At 39.3% G+C, this 19,730-nt stretch carries 17 protein-coding genes; 14 read left to right on the top strand and 3 right to left on the bottom strand.

The window, feature by feature from the left end:
* Positions 1-480 precede the first annotated feature (480 nt).
* The 6 genes from A3EU_RS0109025 (at position 481) to A3EU_RS34205 (ending at position 8,482) form a co-directional block, all read left to right on the top strand.
* Complete coding sequence (locus A3EU_RS0109025; protein WP_063824170.1) at positions 481-783, top strand: helix-turn-helix domain-containing protein; 303 nt, start codon at positions 481-483, stop codon at positions 781-783.
* Positions 776-3,085 carry an N-6 DNA methylase gene (locus A3EU_RS0109020; protein WP_020535823.1) on the top strand — a complete coding sequence of 770 codons (2,310 nt, stop codon included), beginning with the start codon at positions 776-778 and terminating at the stop codon, positions 3,083-3,085. The genes A3EU_RS0109025 and A3EU_RS0109020 overlap by 8 nt, the downstream gene beginning before the upstream one ends.
* Positions 3,078-4,427: a restriction endonuclease subunit S gene (locus A3EU_RS0109015; RefSeq protein WP_020535822.1), complete on the top strand. Its 1,350-nt coding sequence runs from the start codon at positions 3,078-3,080 to the stop codon at positions 4,425-4,427. The genes A3EU_RS0109020 and A3EU_RS0109015 overlap by 8 nt, the downstream gene beginning before the upstream one ends.
* Positions 4,424-6,202: an AAA family ATPase gene (locus tag A3EU_RS0109010; protein WP_020535821.1), complete on the top strand. Its 1,779-nt coding sequence runs from the start codon at positions 4,424-4,426 to the stop codon at positions 6,200-6,202. The genes A3EU_RS0109015 and A3EU_RS0109010 overlap by 4 nt, the downstream gene beginning before the upstream one ends.
* A 340-nt stretch (positions 6,203-6,542) precedes the next feature.
* On the top strand, positions 6,543-7,805 hold the full coding sequence (locus A3EU_RS0109005; protein WP_020535820.1) for a hypothetical protein: 1,263 nt from the start codon (positions 6,543-6,545) through the stop codon (positions 7,803-7,805).
* A 515-nt stretch (positions 7,806-8,320) separates the two neighbouring features.
* A complete protein-coding gene (locus tag A3EU_RS34205; protein ID WP_020535819.1) occupies positions 8,321-8,482 on the top strand; it encodes a hypothetical protein in 162 nt (53 codons plus the stop codon).
* 164 nt (positions 8,483-8,646) lie between these two features.
* Here the strand turns inward: A3EU_RS34205 and A3EU_RS0108995 are convergent, their stop codons facing one another.
* The 3 genes from A3EU_RS0108995 to lipB form a co-directional block, all read right to left on the bottom strand.
* The gene (locus A3EU_RS0108995) at positions 8,647-9,180 is read right to left on the bottom strand and encodes an acyl-CoA thioesterase (protein WP_020535818.1); all 534 of its coding nucleotides are present in this window, start codon (positions 9,178-9,180) and stop codon (positions 8,647-8,649) included.
* A 99-nt stretch (positions 9,181-9,279) separates the two neighbouring features.
* Positions 9,280-9,684, bottom strand: a complete 405-nt coding sequence (locus tag A3EU_RS0108990) for a hypothetical protein (RefSeq protein ID WP_020535817.1) — start codon at positions 9,682-9,684, stop codon at positions 9,280-9,282.
* Between the two features lie 9 nt (positions 9,685-9,693).
* A complete protein-coding gene (gene lipB, locus A3EU_RS0108985) occupies positions 9,694-10,449 on the bottom strand; it encodes a lipoyl(octanoyl) transferase LipB (protein ID WP_020535816.1) in 756 nt (251 codons plus the stop codon).
* Positions 10,450-10,529: 80 nt separating this feature from the next.
* On the opposite strand from lipB, the gene A3EU_RS0108980 reads away from it, so the two are divergent.
* The 8 genes from A3EU_RS0108980 to A3EU_RS0108945 all read left to right on the top strand — a co-directional run bounded on the left by A3EU_RS0108980 (position 10,530) and on the right by A3EU_RS0108945 (position 19,727).
* Positions 10,530-11,342, top strand: coding sequence for a T9SS type A sorting domain-containing protein (locus A3EU_RS0108980; RefSeq protein ID WP_020535815.1), 813 nt, complete (start codon positions 10,530-10,532; stop codon positions 11,340-11,342).
* 117 nt (positions 11,343-11,459) lie between these two features.
* A complete protein-coding gene (locus tag A3EU_RS0108975) occupies positions 11,460-12,566 on the top strand; it encodes a TolB family protein (RefSeq protein ID WP_020535814.1) in 1,107 nt (368 codons plus the stop codon).
* Between the two features lie 24 nt (positions 12,567-12,590).
* Positions 12,591-13,775 (top strand): family 1 glycosylhydrolase, encoded by a 1,185-nt coding sequence (locus A3EU_RS0108970; RefSeq protein WP_020535813.1) that lies wholly within the window; start codon positions 12,591-12,593, stop codon positions 13,773-13,775.
* Between the two features lie 11 nt (positions 13,776-13,786).
* Positions 13,787-14,614 carry a hypothetical protein gene (locus A3EU_RS29890; RefSeq protein WP_044085633.1) on the top strand — a complete coding sequence of 276 codons (828 nt, stop codon included), beginning with the start codon at positions 13,787-13,789 and terminating at the stop codon, positions 14,612-14,614.
* Entirely contained in the window at positions 14,614-15,546 is a 933-nt protein-coding gene (locus tag A3EU_RS0108960; RefSeq protein ID WP_020535811.1) for an aldo/keto reductase, read from the top strand. Before A3EU_RS29890 ends, A3EU_RS0108960 begins: the two co-directional genes overlap by 1 nt.
* A gap of 3 nt (positions 15,547-15,549) precedes the next feature.
* Positions 15,550-16,701, top strand: a complete 1,152-nt coding sequence (locus tag A3EU_RS0108955) for an NAD(P)/FAD-dependent oxidoreductase (protein ID WP_020535810.1) — start codon at positions 15,550-15,552, stop codon at positions 16,699-16,701.
* 33 nt (positions 16,702-16,734) lie between these two features.
* Positions 16,735-17,991, top strand: coding sequence for an arginine deiminase (locus A3EU_RS0108950; protein ID WP_020535809.1), 1,257 nt, complete (start codon positions 16,735-16,737; stop codon positions 17,989-17,991).
* A gap of 5 nt (positions 17,992-17,996) precedes the next feature.
* Entirely contained in the window at positions 17,997-19,727 is a 1,731-nt protein-coding gene (locus tag A3EU_RS0108945) for an ABC transporter ATP-binding protein (RefSeq protein WP_020535808.1), read from the top strand.
* Positions 19,728-19,730 lie beyond the last annotated feature (3 nt).

Genomic DNA, 19,730 nt, shown 5'->3' with positions numbered 1-19,730 from the left:
GGGGGGGAGATGCTGTTCTATTCATAGGAATTTGAAACAGAATGCAAGCTGATACGTATACAGGGCTTTATTATGCCTGTCCAGGCCAAGAAATTACATGAAGAACAGTGAGATGTTTTTTTTGCAAAAGTGCGTCATAAGGGGGTGTTTTGTTCGCATATAAGTAAGTTGCCCAAGATACTCCGCTGCGCTGCGAACCTCGTACAACACGGGACATGCGGAAATTCAAAAATTTTTTCGGCGCAGCCGAAAATTTCCGAACTTCGCATGTCCCGAAAAACGTTCTGTCCAATTAAGAAAAAACCACAAAACAGAGAAAATCCAACCCGCAAAAGCAGCCGGTTCGTTCCTCACCCGCTGCTTTTTTTTGCCAGCCCGCACAAATCCCACCCACCACCCAAAGATTATCGTAACAAATTTGGAGAATTGATTACTGATTTATACATTTGACCAAAATAAGACAAGTTCAATATAGGTAAAGTGACTATAGGTAATAAAATAAAAGAGTTAAGAGAAAATAAAGGAATGCTCCAAAGAGAGCTCGCTGCCAAACTATTCATAGGTGAAGGCTATTTGAGCAAAATTGAAAACAACCAAAAAATGCCAAAAAGAGTTGATTTAAAAATAATAAGCAACCTTTTCCAAACAGATATATCTGAACTTGAAACACTTTGGCTGGCAAATAAAATTTATGAAATCATTAAAGAGGAAGACCAAGGAATAGCAGCTTTAAAGGTAGCTGAAAAACAAGCAAAATATACCAAATCAAAAAAGAATGATTGAAGTAAAATATAAAGATAATAACTCTAAAATTCTTGCTCCTTTGAATGGTGAGGATTCTTGGCTTGAAGCTACTCCCGAAGAAGTGGTTCGTCAGAATTTCATCGCACACCTAGTAAATGAATTAGGCTATTCACTTACCCAAATGGCTCAAGAGCTAAAAGTAACCAACTCACAAAGAGGAACAGGAAGGGCAAGTGCAGATATTGTTGTTTGGGAAACCCAAGAGGATAAAAACGAGAATAACTTAGCAGCTATTGTTATAGAATGTAAATCAGACAATGTTACTATACAACCTGCCGATTATTATCAAGGTTTGAATTACGCTACTTGGGTAAGCGCTGATTTCTTTGTTACTCACAACTCTAAGGAGACAAGATGCTTTCAAGTATTTAAAGAGAAGATTCCTAAAAATTTAGGCAAAGAATTATCAAGAATACCTTCTGCCGAAGAATTACTTGATGATAAAAAAAAAGAAAAACTCTTTCAAGATGAGAAGGTATTTGAGAAGGATGAGTTTGCTAAACTACTACACCAATGTCATAATGTAATTAGAAATAATGACAAGCTCTCACCCGAAGCAGCTTTTGATGAAATAAGCAAAATTCTCTTTATGAAAATCAGGTACGAAAGAAACCCTGATGAAGAGAACGTATTCACGAAAGAACAATTCATTAAACAAGAAAAGCATTACGAGAAAAACATTAAACCCGTAAATATTAAGCGTAATGGTCCAAAGGATGATATTCCTTATCTCGATTATTGGTTTGAATTAACTAAAGCTGAATTTGCAAAGGATGCTCTTTTTTCAGAAAATGATCGTATTAGAATAAGAAGAGAAAGTTTCCTATCGATAGTTCAAAAACTTCAAGTTTATAATCTTTCAAAAACTTCTGATGATGTAAAAGGTATAGCATTTGAGAAATTCTTAGGCACAACCTTTAGAGGTGAATTAGGTCAGTTTTTCACACCACGAACTATTGTTGAGTTCATGACGGATATACTCGACCCTCAGGAAGGCGAAAGAATATGTGACCCTTGTAGCGGTAGTGGTGGTTTTCTAATCAATGCTTTTGAGTATGTACGTGAGGGTATCATTCAAGATATTGAAAAACAAAAGGAGAAAATCAAAGAAAAGTACTTTGATGAAAAGTATATCAAGGCTTCTGACAATCAAAAGGAAAAAACAGATGCCATTGTTGATAAGCTGTTTAAACAGCTCAACGAAGAGTTGAACTTAGACAACAACCAAAGTAGATTATATCACCTATCCCACAAATGCATATTTGGAACAGATGCTAATCCTCGAATGGCAAGAGTATCTAAAATGAATATGATTATGCACGGTGATGGTCACGGTGGTGTTCACCATAATGACGGACTATTAAACGTAAACGGAATTTTTGAAGAACGATTTGATGTAATTCTTACAAATCCACCTTTTGGAGCAAGAGTAGATAAAGAGCTTAAAATTACTGCGGAGGATAGTTTGAAGAACAAGCCACACTTTGCAGATTGGTTAAAAGATTATGATGATTATATAAAAATAGCCAACCAGCGCGAAAAGGACATAAAGGATAAGAAAAAGATAGTTGACAAATTTGATGTCGGCAAGATCAGTACACTTACTGAAATAATGTTTATGGAACGGTGCATTCGCTTATTGCGAAAAGGCGGTAGAATGGCTGTTGTATTGCCTGAAGGTGTTCTTAACACCTCAAATTTGCAAAAGGCAAGAGATTATTTTGAAGGAAGGGCAAAATTAGTATTGATTACCTCGATACCTCAAGATGTTTTTATAGCTTCAGGAGCTACAGTAAAACCAAGTTTGGTTTTTATGAAGCGTTTTACAGAGAAAGAAGAGCAAGAATGGGAAGAGATTAATAAAGATGTTCAATCAGAAATAAATACGAAGTATGCAGAGCAAATTGACCCAATAAAAGCCAAACTTAAACTAAGAGGTAAAATAGCACCTTCAGCAGAAGAAAAGAAAAAATTAAGAGCAGATCTTAAAGCTCTAAAATCTCAGATAGATGCAGAAATCAAAGCAATGGTAAAGGAACGCTTCAACTATCAAATTCCTTTGGCGGAAATTGAAAAAGCAGGAATAGATTCTAAAGGAGCAAGAATACACAATCAATTACCAGAGCTTACCGAAGAGTTTACACCATACAGAAAGAGCCTAAATCTATGGATAGCAGACAATGCCCATACAGCTGATTATGAAATCAATAATAATAATATTGTTCGTGTCAGGATTGATGAAGAAGGCAATAAAGTAAAAGAAATATTTTATAATGACTAATACAACAGCGGCATTCAAATTTCTTCAAATAATCCCATTTGACGAACTTCAGGTTTGGGACGTAAAACGAATAATTACTGACGGTCCATACTTCAATTACCCAAAAGTAAAGTTTGAAAAAGTTTTATCGAAAGCGAATATAGAATGGGTGGAAATAGAAAATGGTAGTTCTTATCCGATACTTGGCGTGCGATCACAAGGACAAGGAGTCTATATTAACCGAATATCGCAAGGTTCTGAACTAAGGATGAAAAAGTATCAAAAGTCAAAAGAGTTTACACTTTTTTATTGCAAAGTAAGAACAGTTAATGGTCAATGGGGAATTGTCTTTCCTGAATTTAGTGACACTTACTCATCCAGTAATTTTCGTTATTTAGAAATAGATAAAAATTTACTGGATCCAAGGTATCTTGAATTATTGCTAAAATTGAAAAAGTTAACTTCTGAGTGGGATAAGTACGCTATAGGAGCAGATGGAAGGCATTTCCCATTAAAGACATTAATGAGTCTTCAAATTCCGCTTCCTTCAATTGAAGAACAAGAAAGAATGGTGAGCTTATTTAATGCAAAAATAAATCAAGCAAATAAGTTAATTACTGAAGCTCAAAGTCTTGATAATAAATTAGACCAAAAATTAGGTATTACAACAATTGAGAGTGACAATGTTGAGTCAGGCAAATTAACTTTCATAGACTTTAAGGAAATCGAACAATGGGGTCTTGATCAAATATTTAAGACCATAAATAAGTACGACACCTTATATGAGGTTACCTCAGTACAATTGTTATGTAATGTTGGTAGCGGTGGTACACCAAGAAGAAGTATTTCGAGATATTATAAGGGTGATATTCCTTGGATAAAAACAGGTGAAGTATTAGACGATATTATTTATGATACTGAAGAGAAAATAACAAAAGAAGCTGTATCTAATTCAAGTGCTAAAATTTACCCAAAAGGTAGTTTATTAATGGCAATGTATGGTCAAGGAAAAACAAGAGGAAGAACAGCTAAACTTGGAATTGATGCTACAACCAATCAAGCTTGTGCTGTTTTATATAACATTAAAAATGACTTAATACTAACCGATTATTTGTGGGTCTATTTAATGAATGAATATGACAGAATCCGCGAGTTAGCAAGTGGTAATAATCAACCTAATTTAAATGCAGATATGGTTAAGAATTATCCAGTTGTTTTACCACCTCTTCCTATACAGGCAAGGATAGTAGATTTCTTTTTTAAAATAAAAGAGGAGATTAAGAAGAATAAAAGTGAAGCTGAAAATATTAAAGAACAGTCACTACTAGAATTTGAAAACACAGTATTCCAAACGGTAGAATGAAGTTAAAGGAGTTACATATCAATGGGTACAAAAACCTAAAAGACAAAACAGTTTTCAATTTTGAGAACTGCACCAATTATGTTGCCCTTATCGGTCTAAATGGTTCAGGGAAAAGTAATGTATTGGAAGCTCTAAGTAGAATTATTCATACACATTACTATAAAAAAGAACCGATTACCGATTTTACTTATAAAATGGTTTATGAGTTGGATGACAAAGAAGTAAAACTTGAAAATAACAAAGTCTATGTAAACAATAGAGAACGAAAAAACAATATTAAAGATTTTCTGCCACCTCAAATAATAGCCTGTTATAGCGGTGAGGAAACTCGCCTTTGGGAAGATGTATTTCAAAAGCCATATCTAAAGTATTTCAATAGAATAAAGCTCAATTATCAAGCTCAAAAGCTTCGCTTTTTATATATCAATAAGTATAACTGGTCAAGTGCTCTACTAACACTGCTTTGCCGTGCGGATAGTCAATACTTTGTGAAGGAGTTATTGGGAATTAATGATTTACAAGCTGATATAAAAATCAAGTTTGTGTTTTCTGATAACTATGAAGACAGAAAGGATAAATTCTCATTGGGTAACACAACAGCTTTTACCATTCCTCAACTAACAGACCGCCTAAAAACAGAACAAGAAAGAAATCCAGGTACGACAGCAAAGACCTCAGCATTGGATTCTTCAGAGCAAGTACTGCCAGAAACAGAAAGAACTCTTAAAGATGAAGAAGATCAGTATTTATCGCTAACTGAAATAACAGGAATTGATTTAGGGAATATAGAGCACCAAAACGAAAATGATAAATGGTGTAGACAATTCTTTGAGTACCTTTTTTTAGCAACAATGCCAAAAACTAAGAAACTCATTTCGGATATTAAAATTGAGTTTAATGATAAGGATGTTCGAAAATTGAGTGAAGGAGAAAAGAAGCTAATATTAATTACTTGTATTTCGAAACTCTTAGCTATAGATAATAGTATTGTGTTGTTTGATGAACCGGATGTATCCTTACATATCAGTAGAAAAGCAGAAATAAAAGACGTTATTGAAAGCAATAATCATTATACGATACTTACTACTCATTCTCCTAAACTAATAAAGGAATTAAAAGAAGAAAATGTTTTTATTGTAAAAGATGAATCTGGCAATGTTGAAGTCATTGACACAAATACAATTAAGAATATTGAACACATTACCAACAACGAATTTTCTCTTACAGATGCTACGTTGATGTTCTCTCTTAACAAAGATGTACTTTTAGTAGAAGGCACAAATGACTATAACTATATAAACGAAGCAATCAAGAAGTTAGCGCCGATATATGATAACTTCAATTTTCATATAATTAATTGTGGAGGAGCAGATAATGTTCCTGTAGTTCTAGAACAATCTTTAAAAAATTTATTAAAACCAAGTCAGAAATGTGTTTGTCTATTCGACTTTGATGGACAAGGAAAAAGAAATTTTATAAAGATTCAGGAAATAGTAAATGAGACAGGAAACAATAATATAATCCCTATGTACCATCCTTTGCCAGATGGTAAAGAGCATACTGAAGGAAATGATTTTTTAATGGAGCAATACTTTCCAATAAATTGTTACAAACCTCTTATCTTAGAACGTATTAATCAAAAAGTGAATTTCAATCAATTGAGTGAATATCAAAAACCAAAAAGTATTATTCAGAAAAGATATAAAGACTTTGAACCTTTGTACTACTCAAATTTTGCTACACTTATAAATAACTTAATTAATATTCAAACATAAACTAAGCTCAAGCCCAATTGCAGCACATTGACGTCCTCGTTCCTGCGGGCGCCAAAGAGCTGCAAAGCCAACCCATAAAAAAGACTCAAGCTATGATTAAACATTTGATAATAGATTAAGAGATAACTGGACAGAACAAAGTGCAGAACGTCAATAGCCGCTAAACGCGTCTACTGCGTCTGCACAGAGCGTTGTGTGCAAAGGATAGTAAACTACCTGAAATAAAGTCAGAAAGTATGTTTACATTTCTTGATTATTAATATATAATGATATATTCAACTTAGAAATACGGTAGTAGTATAGTACGACTATTTGTGTTTTGACTAAAAAAATACAACAATTGGAAATAGAAATCAAAGATAAAATTGAACAGTTTTCTACTGATGTACAAAACCTATTTGAAGAATCGATTACTTGTTATCGAGTTAAAGCTTACAGAGCTTCTTTATTGTTTTCATATTTGGGGTTTTTAACTATGATTAAGGAGAGAATCATTTCATCTAAAATTCCAAATGGTATTCAACAAAGTAGATGGGATAAAATTTTAAGAAATGTAAATAAAGAGGATTTATGGGAAAAAGAAGTTTTTACTGAAATAGTGAATTCTGGAAACCCAATATTTAATATATCAGATACTATAAGGCAGCAGGTTAAGTATTGGAAAGACAGAAGAAATGATTGTGCTCATTTCAAAGAGAACGAAATTAATAATTATCATATTGAAAGTTTCTGGGCTTTTATTAAATCAAATATTTCTAAAATAACAATAGAAGGAGGTGAAGCTAATCTAATAAAAAAATTCATCATTCATTTTGATGAAACAAAGACTCCTCCTGGTTCAAGTTATCTGCCTCTCATAAATGAAATTGAGTATGCTGTAGAAATAGAAAATTTAACATCTTTTTTTAAGGAACTTCATAAAGAAATCGTTGGCACCTATTGGTATAATAATGATGAAATTGCTCCATTATATGCTGATGTGATATTAGAAATTAAAAATAGAAGAATAAAAGAAGAATTTTTGAAGTTTATAAAAAGTGTAGGACGAAATCTTGACTTGTATATTATATGGGAGTCCCCCCAGACTTTTTCAGATTTCAAATATTCTGATAATGAAGTAAGAGAGATATGGAAAAAAAGAGCTTTCCAGAATAAAAATCTTGTGCAGGGTATTTATTCAGCTTTTTATAGAAATAAGATTATACCTAACAGCCAGATGAAAGAATCCGCTGAATCTTTTTTTAATTACTTTAATCAAAGTACGTATAATAACCTTTCCAGTGATTCTGAAATAAAAAAACAAATTGCTAATCAGCATATGTTAGAAAAAATAAATGAATACTATTTCAAGGATGAAGGCATATTGAAGTTAGACTATAAAGAAATAAATGCTAAGGCAGATTTAATTTCATTATTTTTGGAGTATGGAGATATAAACGAAGATACTGTACTGTTGATATGTAAAATATATGAAAAAGGTATTAATCCTTACTGGTTGTCCAGTAATTTGAAAGAAGTTTTCAAGAAAAGAAATGATATAAAGGATAAATTCAATAATGTTTGTAAAAATCATTCAAGAAGACTTCCATCTGAGTTAGAATAGAATGCACACAATCGAGTAGGGTAAGGAGCAGCTTCTAGGCCACTCCTTATCCCTCTCACACCACTTAGCGTACGGATCACGTACTAAGCGGTTCATAGAACAACTGCGTTTTTTTTACGAAGATTTCGGTTTGGATTTCTCGCAATATTTCCGTTGGAGGAAGTACTCCAAAAATGGAATATATCCTTTCTGCCGGAGGCGTTCTTCCGTCACCGTTGTACCTATTATGGGACTACAGGCAATCGCCCAACTGCCCATACGTGAATACGCAAAACGACGTGCCCAACTTGGACTAGTTCTCGCTATTATTGATCGCCTATACCTTAGCTTTACAAGCCTAGGTTTGCAAAATAAGGATGAAGAAGGTTTGATCCGATCTAAGAGACCGAACAAGAAAACAGATAGGAGGAAGTATTTTAATATACTTTTTGTGTTAAATAAATATGTTTATTTATTTATTGTTTGATTATTGTCTTATTTTAGCCCTCCATTTAAGATGAAAACCACACATCCCTATGAAAAATATCTCTGACGATCAGGTTCGTCGGTCGCGTCAGCCTGCCAAAGAGTTACCGACAACCAGTACACCAAAATTATTGAGAGCCTTGCTTATCTGGATCAAGCTGAAGAAGAAATATAGCCCTAGTTCAGGGGTAGGGGAGAAGGAAGAGGGATAAAAGCTATTTTTTGCTAAAATATTTCAAAACTATTAGTTTTGTTTGTTTCAAGTGATTGATTAACAGTGGTTTGCATGTGCTTGAATAACCCCCGCTCCGGGTACTTAAAGCAAAGCCTGACTCAGTATTGAGTCAGGCTTTTTTTGTGTCTTAGCAAAGTCCACTTAAATAATAGCCTCAAAAAGCGCCCTTATCCCTGGTGCATTTTCGGGCTTTAGCCGCCCGCCCAGGATAAGTCGCATTTCACGACGGCGAGGGGCAGCGTCGAAGCGTTGTTGTTCGATTTCGGTGACGGGGATAACGGGGGGGATTTCTACCGGCTTTCCATTTTCCTGATCCAGACCTACGAAAGTGTAATAGGCAGAATTACATCTTCTTGGGTTGTGTCCTTTGATATCGGTGGCGTATACTTCCACAAAAACCTCTACAGAAGTGCGGAACGCTCGGGTAACGGACGCTTCCAGGGTGATTACATCACCAACTTTGATGGCTTTTTTGAAGCTTACATGATCCACAGAGGCTGTGACGACGTGGCGCTCGCAGTGCTTTCCGGCACAGATGCCACAAACGATATCCATCCAGCGGAGTAGGTTGCCTCCCATGAGGTTGCCCATCGGGTTGGTGTCATTGGGCATGATCATTTCCGTCATTGTGGTGCTAGAAACCGTTACGCGTTTTCCTTTTAGTTCTTCACTCATGGAGTGTCTTGGTTGTTGTTGAGAACAGCGCAGCAATAAATTTGGGCGACGTTTTTTTTAAAGTGGGCTCAATTTATTTCGCGCAATACTTGGGGTGAATTATCTGATCAGAATACCTTTTCTATTCAAAAAGGGTATGGGGGTGAAGTTTTCCGGAGAAATGCTTCCTTTTACAAAGATGTATTTTTTATCGAATAAATGACCGTTGAGGCTGAAGCTTACCCAGTACTCGTTTGTCAGTTCGAAAACAGCAGGTTGAATAGGTTCTATTTTTTCAATCGCCAGTGGCCCGACCTCTTCAATAAAATACCGGAAGGTGGCCGTTTCTTTCTTTTCGCCGGTAATTTCTCCATAACCTTTGGCAGTAACCATTACGCTCTTAATCCGAGCCTCGTGTAAGTTGATAATCATTACATCCCAAAGGTCATCTTCAGAACTTTCAGCTGGTGGTACAATGGCAATCGCCAAGTCTTCCACCTTCTGTTGAGGTATATCTTTTAACATAAGAAATTGTTAGTTGTTTGCAGAAGCTTTGTAAGTGTAGTTGAATAAATCTGCGAAATGTTGCTTTAATTTATCCTGCACTTCTTGCATATTCATTGTTTTACCAAGCTCTTTGGCCATGCTCGTGACGCCTTTGTCATCATCTTGTATACCACAAGGTATAATGTTTTCAAAGTGACCAAGCATGGTGTTTACATTGAAGGCAAAACCATGGAGTGTTACCCATCTGCTCAAGTGGACACCAATGGCGCAGATTTTTCGCTTCGGAGCATTAGCTGTTGCAGGTAGCCAAACACCCGTGTAGCCCTTTTCTCGATAGCTCTCAATGCCATATTCTTTCAGCGTAAGCATCACCGCTTCTTCCAGGTAGCGCACATATTTGTGGACGTCCGTAAAAAAGCAATCCAGATCAAAAATAGGGTAGCCAACAATTTGGCCAGGGCCGTGATAGGTGATATCTCCTCCTCGGTTGATCTTATAAAAGGTGAACCCTTTTTCAGTTAGTCCTTCTTCATCCAGCAGTAAATGATCCAAAGAGCCGGTTTTACCCAAAGTATAGACAGGAGGATGCTCACAGAAAATAAGAAAGTGTTCTTGTTTTTCTGTTGCTGCACCCGCCTTCGTAAGCTCACGGTTGCGTAGTTTTCTGGCAACGAGCTCTTTGTGGCGCAGGGTTTGAAAGTCCCAGGCTTCTTGGTAATCAACCAAGCCGAGGTTTAGAAATTGGACTTCCTGAATTTTTTCTTTTTGCAATTCAAATGGCATTTGTCACAAAGATAAGGGGCAATCCTAACATTATAATTACATTAGAGCATTGATTAATAACACTATTTAAAACAAACAGAATGAAAAAAGTTTTTACCTACCTAAGCTTGATTTTATTAACCAGCTTTGGCCTACAGGCACAGCAAGCACTTGATTTTACATTTACCGACACGAAGGGCGATACCCACAATTTGCAACATGCCCTTGATCAAGGATATATTGTGGTTATGGATTTCTTCTTTGTCAACTGTCCTCCTTGTCAAGGTTCAGCTCCTGAATTGGCTAGTATTGCTGCTGATTATACGGACGCTGGCAAAAACGTTATTCTTTGGTCAATGAGTGATCGTGATTCTAACGAAGCAATTGAAGGCTTTGAAGAGCAATTCGGTCTTACTTTTCCAGCTGGGGGAGTGGAAGGTGCTGCAGATGATGTTATCGACCTCTATGCTAGTAACTTTAACTTCACTGGGTTTCCTACCTTGTCATTTGTTTGTCCTGATGGTAGCATTACTTGGGATATTTGGCCATACAGTGCTGGTGCCCCAGAATGGCGTAGTGCTATCGATGCATGTGGCGTAGTAGATGCCGCACCATACGAGCCAATGAATTCTACCCGTGTAGAAGAAGTTGCGGCGCTTACCAGNCTCTTGGTTTCTCCTAACCCAACATCAGGTATTAGTACCTTGAAATTAGATTTGGCAAATACAAGCACATTGAACATCGGTTTGTACAACGCTCAAGGTGCGAAAGTACAGCAGGTTTTTGCAGGTCAGTTGCTTTCTGGTCAGCACAATATGAATGTGGATTTATCTGAATTACCAGCTGGTGCCTACTGGGTACGCCTACAGAATGAGCAGGGTGAAACTTCTTCCCTACCTCTACAGAAGATTTAATCGAGAAATTAATTCTTTGACTATACCTAAGACTTCCAAAGTTCCCCGTAGCTTTGGAAGTCTTTTATTTTTAAGGCCGAATAAACCCTATTCGGTGCTTTAATTCAATAATTACCAATGAGAATTTTCTTTTTCCTCTCTTTTCTCGCATGTATTATTTCTTGTAATAATCCTGCCGACACTACTGCAACCGACACTGCCGAAGATGCAGTAGAAGAAACAAATGAAACGCCAAGCCTGGCTTTCGAAAAAGAGGTGCATTTAAATAATGTGCAACAACTAACCTTTGGTGGCAACAATGCAGAGGCCTACTTTAGTTTTGACAATACCCACCTTGTTTTTCAAGCAGAGAACCCTGCTTGGGGCGCTGAATGCGATCAGATTTATTACATGCCCATCGGAGGCTTTGAAGGGGATACGCCTCCATTACTTAGTACAGGCAAAGGACGTACCACTTGTGCTTATTTTATGCCGGGTGATAAAAGTATCCTTTATGCCAGTACCCACTTGGGTGGCGAAGAATGCCCACAAATGGAGCGGCCAACTAACGGATTATATACCTGGCCAATTTTCGAAGACTTTGATATTTTCGTAGCTGACCTGGAAGGCAATATCACCAAGCAACTTACCACGAATGAAGGTTATGATGCGGAAGCTACCTTGTCCCCCGACGGATCGATGATCGTGTTTACCTCCACCCGTTCAGGTGATTTGGAACTTTGGACGATGAATACCGATGGTACTAATATGAATCAAGTAACTAGCGGACTTGGTTATGATGGTGGTGCTTTCTTTTCGCCTGATGGCACGAAATTGGTATTTCGGGCTTCTCGGCCTCAGACACCAGAAGCACAAAAAACATACAAGGATCTACTTGCCAAGGGATTGGTACAGCCTACCAACATGGAAATTTATGTTTGTAATGTTGATGGCACAGACCTTCAGCAGATCACTAAGCTAGGTAAAGCCAACTGGGCACCTTATTTTCATCCAAGCGGAGAAAAGATTCTGTTTTCGTCTAACCACCATGTGGAAAGCGGTCGTCAGTTTAATATTTTCAGTATTGATCTAAATGGTGAAAACCTCCAGCAGATCACCTTTGATGAGACCTTTGATGCTTTCCCTATGTTCAGCTATGATGGGAAAAAGTTGGTTTTCTCTAGCAATCGTAACAACGGTGGCGGTCGCGATACCAATGTGTTTATTGCTGATTGGGTAGATTAATTAACGACTAAAACCTTCTTCTCCATGGCCAGTAGCCTCGTTTTTCCACCAGGCTTTGAATGGGGGACGTCAACGGCGGCGGCCCAGATAGAAACAGCGTCTGACCACAACTGGCGGGGTGTTGTAGCTAAAGACGGTGCTGTATTTGAACGAACGACGGATCACGAGCTTCGCCGGGAAGAAGATGCAGCGCACATCGCTCGTTTTGGTACCATCTATCGGTGTGGAGTTGATTGGGCTCGCTTGCAAAAAGCAGCTAAGGCACCACTGGAGCCAGAGGTCGTAGAGGAATACAGAGAATTCTTTTTGCTGCTTAAAGCAAAAGGAATGAAAATAATGTTTGTCCTCCATCATTTTACCCACCCAGTATGGTTGGAGAATGATGGAGGATGGACAGAAGAAAAAGCAATTCCTGCTTATGTAGATTTTGCTCGACGTTGTATGGATGCCTTTGGTGATCTGGTGGTTTATTGGAACACCTTCAATGAACCCAATGTGTATGCATTGAATGCTTACCTGTTGGGCAATTTTCCACCTTTCAAGAAAAGCTACTCAAAGGCCAATCGGGTACTTCGCCACATGGGACGTGCGCATGATATAGCCGTAGAGTTGCTTAATGATCGGTTTCCGGATGCTCCCGTGGGTATTTCGCTGAATACAGCTTGGTTTGAAGGATTGAATTGGCTCGGTAAATTACCAGCGAAATTCATGGATTGGTGGTTTCATATCCGTGCAGCAAGTTACTTTGAGAAAGTGGATTTTTGGGGACTTAGCTACTACGCTTATATTCCTTTTAGCCCATTGCCAATTACGGAAATCGACAATCCGGGGCAACTTGATAGAATGGGCATTCCTCATGATCAAATGTGGGGTTACCGACCGGAAGGATTGAGCCGAATTATCCGCCGGATTTATGAGCGTTATCAAAAGCCTATAATTGTAACAGAGAACGGTATTTGCACCGATGATCCTGAATTGCGGATAGCTGCGTTAAAGGATTATTTGCGCGAATGTCATCAGGTGATCCAGGAGGGTATTCCGCTGCAAGGCTATATTTTCTGGAGTACGTTCGATAATTTCGAATGGAACTTGGGAAACACTTATCGTTTTGGATTGATCACCGTTGATTGGAAAACCATGGAGCGTAGAAATACCAGAGCCGCTGATTTTTATGCTGTCGTTTGTGAAAAAAATGAAGTATCCCAATAATGCACAGGATTATGTTTAAGTCATTCTTTCCTCTTTTCGTTATCAGTCTATTCGCTTGTAGTGGCTTGTTGGCTCAGCTTGGAAGCCCCCAAGTAAGCGGAGCTCGTGGATTAGGCGTAGGAGGAGTAGGCCTCACTTTTCAGGATGTGCATGCTGCCTGGGGAAACCCTGCTGGTTTGGCTGGCGTTTCTCAAACAACGTTTGCGCTTTACGGTGAACAGCGTTTTGCACTCAGTGACATTCGGCAAGTAAGTGCTGTTGGCGCATTTTCCTTAGGATCAGGTACAGGCGGGTTGACCGTTAGCTATTATGGTTTTGAAGGATACAACGAACAACGAATAGGACTACTATATGGTCGAAAATTGAGTGATAAGGTCAATTTAGGGGCACAAGTTTACACGCTGGGGGTTAACATTCCGGAATATGGAAACAAGCAGGTTGTTAGTTTCGAATTGGGCCTACAGGCAATACTTAGTCCTTCGGTGACACTCGCGGGAAGAGTTGCTAATCCGGTGCGTGTAGCACTTTTAGAAGAAGATGATTTACCTTCTGTGCTAAGTGTTGGGTTTCAATATGACCCTGGCACGCAAGTGAGTATATACGGAGAGGTAGAGAAAGATATTCTTTACCCAGTAAGGGTACGAGTAGGTTTGGAATACCAATTGCTTGATGAGTTTTTTCTCCGAGCAGGCGTGGCTACAGAACCGAGTATGCTCAGTTTTGGGATTGGTTATTTGTTGTTGGATCAATGGCGCCTTGATTTCGCGGCAGCCTACCACCAGTATTTAGGATTTACACCAGGAATAGGCATTGTATATTCCGGAAAGGCGAAAAAATAATGAATAGGGCTACGCGCACTCCACCTGACCTTATTTTAGGGACAGCTATGTGGGGCTGGACCATTGACAGAGAAGGCTGTTTTGCTCTTTTGGATGAATTTTACCAAAGGGGAGGGAGGCGTATTGATACAGCCACGAATTATCCTATCAATAAGAACCCTTCGGACTTCAGAAGAGCTGAGAAGTTGCTAGCGGAGTGGATTACTGCCCACAAAGTCACCGATTTGGAAGTGATCATGAAGGTGGGGAGTCTCAATAATATGATGAGCCCTGATCAAAACCTTTCTCCTAGTTTTTTAATGATTTGTGCGGAAGAATATGAAAACTTATTAGGAGCCAATTTGGCTTGTATGATGATTCATTGGGATAACAGGAAAGAGGAGAAGGAGATCGATACCACAATATCAACCTTACTGAAGTTAGGTGAAAACCGTTGGAAGATCGGTCTGTCAGGCATCCGCTATCCAGAAATTTATGCTGAGGTTTTAGCTGCTCATTCTTTGGAGGACTTGCCGGTAGAATTCAAGCACAATCTGCTCTACACCGATTATGAGCGGTACGCTCCACTTCACCAGCGATCATCTTTCATCGCATACGGAATTAATGCTGGCGGTGTGAAATTAAACCCGAAAGGGTATTCCTCCAAAGCTTCTCTATTGGCGAGAGGTGGCAATCCGGATACACACGAAAAGCTGACCAGCCAGCTGAATGATTTATTAGCAACAATTGTGATCCCATCTTCCAGCCGAGGCCTGGAACTAAATATGAACCAGTTGGGGATGCTTTATGCTGCCTATCATCCAGGAATTTCCGGAATATTATTAGGTCCTTCAAAGGTAGCGCACTTGACCGCTTCTTTTTCCTGGTTGCAGCAGCTTTATACAGAAGATTATACGCTACTGTATGAGGCCCTTGAAAATCTTGAAGCATAGCGAATGACAGCATCAGGAAAAAATACAAATACCGATTTTCTAATAGTTGGTGGTGGGATTTTCGGGGTATACGCAGCACTGTACCTTTCATCGAAAGGGTGTCGAGTGATCGTTGTTGAAAAGGAGAAGCAGTTAATGCAGAAAGCCTCTGTTGTTAACCAAGCACGTTTGCATAGTGGTTATCATTATCCTCGTTCGGTAGCTACCGCTCGTATGTCAGATGAAAACAAGGCGCGTTTTACCCGTGATCACAAAGATTTTATCCTGTTTGATTTTGATAAATACTATGCAATTGATCGTTACGGCAGCCTAACAGATGCGGCACAGTTTGAGCGTTTTTGTCGCTATATTGATATTCCATGTAAGCGAGTAGAAAAACATCCGCTTTTCAACTACCACCGCTTAGAAGCGGTTTTTGAAACCCAGGAATACACTTTTGATCCAGTGCTGATTGCAGCTTATTACCGAGAAAAATTAAAAGCTGCACCAGGAGTAGAAGTACTATGTTACCACCAAATAGCTGCTGCTGGAGCAGTAGGCTCAGCATGGGAAATTGAGGTTGTTGAATTGGACCATCAAGCGACTAGGACCATCAAGGCACAGCAGGTTATCAATGCTACTTACAGCGCTAGTAATTCTATTAACCAGTTGTTTGGTTTGGAAGAAATTAATCTGATGCACGAAATTTCAGAAATGGCTTTTGTGAGCAGTCCACAATTGAAAAACATTGGCCTCACAGTCATGGATGGCCCTTTTGGGTCGATTATGCCTTACGGGAAATCTGGACTTTTATCACTTTCGTCCGTAGCTTATACCCACCATAAGGTGTCGTATGCTTCACAGCCTGCTTTTGATTGTCAGGAGTTACGGCAAGATTGTAACCCTAACTTTACAAGCATTTGTAATCATTGTGAATACCGGCCCTCGTCTAATTACGAGAAGATGCTGGCTCAAATGCGACAATACCTCACTGATCGGGTGGAACTGCACTATTTTACAAGTATGTTTACCATTAAGTCTAAATTACGAGCGAATTATATTGATGATGGCCGCCCAACGGAAATAGGATTATTGAGTAATAATCCCCGTTTTTATTGCATATTTGCTGGTAAAATAAATTCTATCTACGAGATTGAAAAGGTCGTAGAGTTGTAGCTGGTCATCTGACCTTCTAGCCAAATTACCACCATGTCTAAAGTATTTGTCGAAAACGAAATCAACCCGCTGCGACGGGTCCTGGTACACCGTCCAGATGTTGGAATCAGTCGAATATCGCCCAAAAGGGCCGAAGAATTGTTGTTTGATGACATTGTCCATCTTCCCAGAATGCAGAAGGAGCATGACGTATTTACAAGTATCCTTCGCCAATTTGTAGGAGACGACAATGTTATTGAAGTAGAACAATTGCTGTACGAAGCACTTGAAGCTGACCCGGAAAGCAAGGAAGAAATGATCAATCTGGTCATAGCACATGAAGAGTTGCCTAAGTCTTATGGTGACATCATGCGAGGGCTTTCCGCTACAGCTTTGACCAATTTACTGGTCACGGGTTATCACGCTCCGGATGATCACTTCTTTTTTGATCCTATCCCCAATTTTATCTTCACCAGAGATATTGCGGTAACGGTCAATGACCACATCATTATCACCAAAGCAGCAAAGGAAGCTCGTTATCGGGAGAATTTCATCACTCGTTTTATTATTTATGCACACCCTATTTTTGCCAAATTGCAGGAAGAGAAGCGGGTGATCAATCTGAATAAAATTGATGAATTCCCACCTTCCAAAAAAGGAGAATCCGTTTCGATCGAAGGAGGGGATATGATGATTTTGAATAAAGATTACCTTTTGATTGGCTGTAGCGAAAGAACTACTCCTTATGGGATACGTGCATTGGCAGAAAGTCTTTTTGAAAAAGGTGTTATTAAAAATGTGGTACAGGTCAACATTCCCAATGATCGCTCGTATATGCATATTGATACGATCTTTACTCAAATCAATACCCATGATTATGTTGCCTTTAAGCCAATCATTTCCGATGGGTTAGGCTCTAATGTGCAGGTGTTTACAGCAAAAGGAAAGGAGCGGCACTACCATTCCCTTCAGGAATTTTTGATAAAAGAAATTGATCCTAAAACTCGGATTATTTTTGCCGGAAAAGGCGAATCACCTTATCAGGATCGTGAACAATGGACGGATGGTTGTAACCTGGTGGCTTTAAAGCCAGGTGTTGCCTTGACCTATGATCGGAACCCGGTAACAGAAGAAGCCTTTGAGGAGGCTGGCTATCGGGTTGTTTATGCTCGCGATCTACTCAAAGCTTTTGCTGATGGTATTATTCGTCCGGATGAAGTTCAACAGACGATTATCACCTTGCCTTCTACTGAGCTATCTCGTGCCAGAGGCGGTTCACATTGTATGACTTGCCCGATAGAAAGGGCGTAAAACAAATGGTTATCGAAACCACTGTCTCTCATAACGATGCTTTGCTTCGGTTCACTCAGTGGACCATTGGTTTTTCTTCGGCCAATGGAGACGAAAAGATAGCCGTTGAGCAACTTGGATTTGAACTTGGTAAGGGCGAAAGCCTGGGAGTTGTGGGCGAGTCAGGATCAGGAAAAACACTTACCGCCCTATCAGTGATGCAGTTGTTGCCAGGTAGTGCCAATGCAAAGGGAGAGATATGGTGGAAGGGGAATACCCGCTTAGACCAACTTTCTGAACCTGCACTAAATAGTATCAGAGGGAAGGAGATAGGGATGATTTTTCAAGAGCCACTGAGCAGCCTTAACCCTGTAATGCCTTGTGGAGAACAAATTGACGAAGTATTAAGAAAGCATCTTGCACTTGATAAAAAGAGTGCTAAGCAGAAAACGCTTGAATGGCTAGGCAAAGTCGAATTGAGGGAACCTGAACGTATTTATCGTGCCTACCCTCATGAGTTATCAGGTGGTCAGCGCCAAAGGGTTATGATAGCTATGGCACTGTGTGCTGAACCTGAATTATTAATAGCAGACGAACCTACCACTGCCCTTGATGTCACTGTTCAGCGAGCAATCCTTGATTTGATCAAGCGGCTACAAGTGGAATTGGGGATTGCTATTCTGTTTATTAGCCACGATCTCGGTGTTATCAGGGGAATTGCAGACCGGGTAATGGTGATGCAAAATGGCCATAAGGTCGAGGAAGCAAAGGTCGCCCAAATCTTTTCTAATGCGCAGCATCCTTACACAAAAGGATTACTTAATTGCAGAGCCACGACCAGTGAGCAACTTCGGCGTTTGCCTACCGTCCAGGATTTCCTCTCTAAGAATAAGCAAGAATTATCCCTGTTTATGGATGGTTTAAAGTTGTCGGAGAAAGAAATGATAGACCGGAGGGATCACCTTTCTTCTCAAGAGGCCATTGTGGAGGTGACAGACTTGAGCGTTTGGTACTCCGCTCAACGCAACTGGCTGGGACAAACAACGGAATATGTANAAGCGGTTGATCAAGTATCTTTTTCGCTTCGGAGAGGAGAATGCCTGGGAATAGTGGGGGAGTCGGGAAGCGGAAAAACAACATTAGGCAAAGCAATATTGTCCTTGTTGCCTATACGTAGTGGGGGAGTAGTTTTTGAAGGCCACCAGTTGACTAGCCTTAGTGAACAAGAATTGCGTCCTTTGAGGCCAGACCTGCAAATGGTATTTCAGGATCCTTTTAGTTCTTTAAATCCCAAATTGACAATCCTTCAATTGCTTGAGGAACCATTGTTGATTCACGATCCAAATAAGACGCCGGCTATCCGGAACAACCGTATCTTAGAAGTGTTGGAGCAGGTAGGGCTAGACGAAACAGTTTTATCTCGCTATCCCAAGGCTTTCTCCGGTGGTCAGCGCCAGCGAATAGGCTTAGCCAGAGCACTGTTGCTACGCCCCAAGGTTTTAGTTTGCGATGAATCCGTGTCAGCATTGGATGTTTCTGTGCAGGCACAGGTGTTGAATTTAATCAAAGACCTCCAGGACACCTATCAATTTTCCTTGCTTTTTATTTCCCATGACCTGGCCGTTATCCGCTTTATTGCAGACCGAGTTCTCGTGATGCAAAAAGGGAAAATGGTAGAAATAGGCACCACAGATGAACTCTTTAGCGCACCCAAGGAGACCTATACTAGGAAATTGCTGGACGCGGTTTTAGACTAATTT

Source organism: Lewinella cohaerens DSM 23179, from assembly GCF_000379805.1.
GTDB classification, from domain to species: Bacteria; Bacteroidota; Bacteroidia; order Chitinophagales; family Saprospiraceae; genus Lewinella; species Lewinella cohaerens.
This window is presented reverse-complemented; position numbering and strand designations above follow the sequence as displayed.